We start from the raw sequence: 2,895 nt of genomic DNA, 5'->3' as shown, positions 1-2,895 counted from the left end.
CAACCGTTGCGCACCTCCGCTGCTTTCCCAACTGAGGTGGATCTTCCTCGGCTCGACTAAACCATGATGGCTTCAGCCCAGGAAGGAGCTCCTGCTTGGCTGCTGGTGGGGCAGGTGGTGGCGGCCCACGGCCTGCGGGGCTGGCTGCGGGTCAAGTGCTGGTCAGATTTCCCGGAGCGACTCACCCAGCCGGGGCCCCGTTGGCTGCAGCGGGATGCGGATCCGGAGCCCCTACTACATCCTTTGATCGAGGGGCAATTTTTCCCGGCTAAGGGCCTTTACTTGGTGCGACTGGAAGGGATCCCCGATCGAACGGCGGCAGAGGTTTGGGTGGGAGCCAAGGTGCTGGTGCCGGCTTCCCACCGCTTGCCCCTCCAGCCGGAGGAGTACCACTACCGCGATCTCATCGGCTTGGCCGTCTATCACCAAGGAGAGCTGCTGGGACAGGTTTCGGGGATTTTGGCCGCCGGCCAGGATGTGCTGGAGATAACAACCCCTGACCGCCGACAGGTGTTGATCCCTTTTGTAAAAGCCCTGGTGCCCGTTGTGGATTTGGAAAAAGGCACGCTTCAGGTACAGCCGCCGCCGGGGTTGGTGGAGAGCTTTCTTGGTTAGGGTCTGGAGAGATAGACTGATTTCTCTACCTGCATCCCCTCCTGAACTCGGCCCCCAGAAGCGTCTGTGTGGCTATTCTAGCCTTTTGTGCTACCATAGGGGCAGTTTTTTGGGATACTAGACTCACTCCTGGCCTTTAAGGTCAATTTTCTGGGTTTCTGTGGATCTTGGCTGGGGGTCTTCTTCAGGATTGGAGTTGCGAATGACGGAAAACTACGGTGCAGAGCAGATCCAAGTTTTGGAAGGCTTGGAGGCTGTGCGCAAGCGGCCTGGCATGTACATTGGTTCCACCGGGCCCAAGGGGTTGCACCATTTGGTGTACGAGGTGGTGGACAACTCCGTCGATGAGGCTTTGGCCGGCTATTGCGACGATATTCAGATTACCCTCTACCCCGATGGCTCGGTGTCTGTTTTGGACAATGGCCGCGGCATTCCGGTGGATATTCATCCCAAAACCGGGCAGTCGGCCCTGGTGACGGTGCTGACGGTGTTGCACGCGGGGGGCAAGTTCGGCGGCGGCGGTTATAAGGTCTCCGGCGGGCTGCACGGGGTAGGGGTGTCGGTGGTAAATGCCCTCTCCGAATGGGTGGAGGTGACGGTTTGGCGGGAGGGCAAGGTTCACTTTCAGCGGTTTGAGCGCGGGGCGGTGGTGGGACCCTTGCAATCCGAGCCGCAACCCCAGGGATCCAACCGGCGAGGTACAGAGGTGCGCTTCAAGCCGGATGGGCTGATCTTTCCCGAGCGAGAGTTCGACTATGCTCTGTTGGCGGCCCGCTTTCGCGAGTTGGCCTACCTCAACGCTGGCCTGAAAATTACCTTCACCGACCTGCGGCGGGATCCACCGCACCGCGAAACCTATCAGTATGCGGGCGGCATCAAGGAATATGTAGCCTTCATCAACCACGAAAAAACCCCCATTCACTCCGACATCATCTACATACGGGGGGAGCGGGATGGCGTCGAGGTGGAAGTGGCGCTGCAGTGGTGCTCGGATGTCTATACCGACACGTTGATCGGCTTTGCCAACAACATCCGCACCACCGAGGGGGGCACCCACTTGGAGGGCCTGAAAGCCTCTCTTACCCTCACCATCAACAGCCAAGCCCGCAAGCTCAACAAACTCAAAGATTCTGACAGCAACCTGGCCGGAGAAAACGTGCGGGAGGGGCTGACGGCTATCGTCTCGGTCAAAGTACCCAACCCCGAGTTTGAGGGGCAGACCAAAACCAAGTTGGGCAACACGGAGGTGCGGGGCATTGTCCAGACCCTCGTCTCCGAGGCGCTGGCGGAGTATCTGGAGTTCAACCCCAACGTGGCCAGGGGGATCGTCGATAAAGCCATCCAGTCCTTCAACGCTGCCGAAGCAGCCCGGCGGGCCAGGGAATTGGTGCGGCGCAAATCCGCCCTGGAATCTTCCACGCTGCCGGGGAAGTTGGCCGATTGCAGTTGCCGTGACCCGGCCGAATCCGAGGTGTATTTGGTGGAAGGCGACTCGGCGGGGGGCAGCGCCAAACAAGGTCGGGATCGGCAGTTTCAGGCGGTACTGCCTTTGCGCGGCAAGATCCTCAACATCGAAAAGGCAGATCCCGCCAAGATCTACAAAAATGCCGAGATTCAGGCGATGATCACGGCGCTGGGGTTGGGGGTTAAAGGCGATGAATTTGATCCCAGCCAACTGCGCTACCACCGCATCATCCTCATGACCGATGCCGACGTGGACGGCAGCCACATTCGCACCCTGTTGTTGACCTTTTTCTACCGCTATCAAAAGGCCCTTCTGGAACAGGGCTATGTCTATATCGCCTGTCCGCCGCTCTACAAAATCGAGTGGGGCCGCAATAATGTTCGCTATTGCTACAGCGACGCCGAGAAGGATCAGATCGTGCGGGGATTGCCGGCCAACGCCAAGTACACTATCCAACGGTTCAAGGGTCTGGGGGAAATGATGCCCGAACAACTTTGGGAGACCACCATGAACCCGGCAACGCGCACCCTCAAACAGATCACCATTGAAGATGCGGTGGAGGCGGATCGCATTTTCACCATCTTGATGGGAGATGCTGTCGGCCCCCGACGGGAGTTTATTGAGGCTCACAGTGCCCATCTGGATCTGGCGGCTCTGGATATCTAGCCGATGGCGGGAAGCTTTGCCCTCTGGAGGAGGGTCGCTCTCCACTGTCGGCAGTTACAGTCGTTTCCAACAGGATTAAGACACTTTGCCGCCGGCCCAAGCGCTCCGCGCCGCTCACGCGACCACCCCCGACCCCTCTCCCTGAGGGA

The 2,895-nt window shown here is 59.2% G+C and carries 2 protein-coding genes; both read left to right on the top strand.

Going from position 1 to position 2,895, the window contains the following annotated elements; all coding sequences use genetic code 11:
• The first annotated feature begins 63 nt into the window (after window positions 1-63).
• Entirely contained in the window at window positions 64-615 is a 552-nt protein-coding gene (rimM, locus tag NW853_RS02470; protein ID WP_414347594.1) for a ribosome maturation factor RimM, read from the top strand.
• A gap of 202 nt (window positions 616-817) precedes the next feature.
• Window positions 818-2,746, top strand: a complete 1,929-nt coding sequence (gyrB, locus tag NW853_RS02465) for a DNA topoisomerase (ATP-hydrolyzing) subunit B (RefSeq protein WP_414347592.1) — start codon at window positions 818-820, stop codon at window positions 2,744-2,746.
• Window positions 2,747-2,895 lie beyond the last annotated feature (149 nt).

It is taken from the genome of Synechococcus sp. H55.11, from assembly GCF_047462475.1.
Classification (GTDB): domain Bacteria; phylum Cyanobacteriota; class Cyanobacteriia; order Thermostichales; family Thermostichaceae; genus Thermostichus.
This window is presented reverse-complemented; position numbering and strand designations above follow the sequence as displayed.

Bases quoted from the DNA above. Each gene is read 5' to 3' on its own strand.
- gyrB (WP_414347592.1), top strand. From the start codon at position 818: ATGACGGAAAACTACGGTGCAGAGCAGATCCAAGTTTTGGAAGGCTTG.
- rimM (WP_414347594.1), top strand. From the start codon at position 64: ATGATGGCTTCAGCCCAGGAAGGAGCTCCTGCTTGGCTGCTGGTGGGG.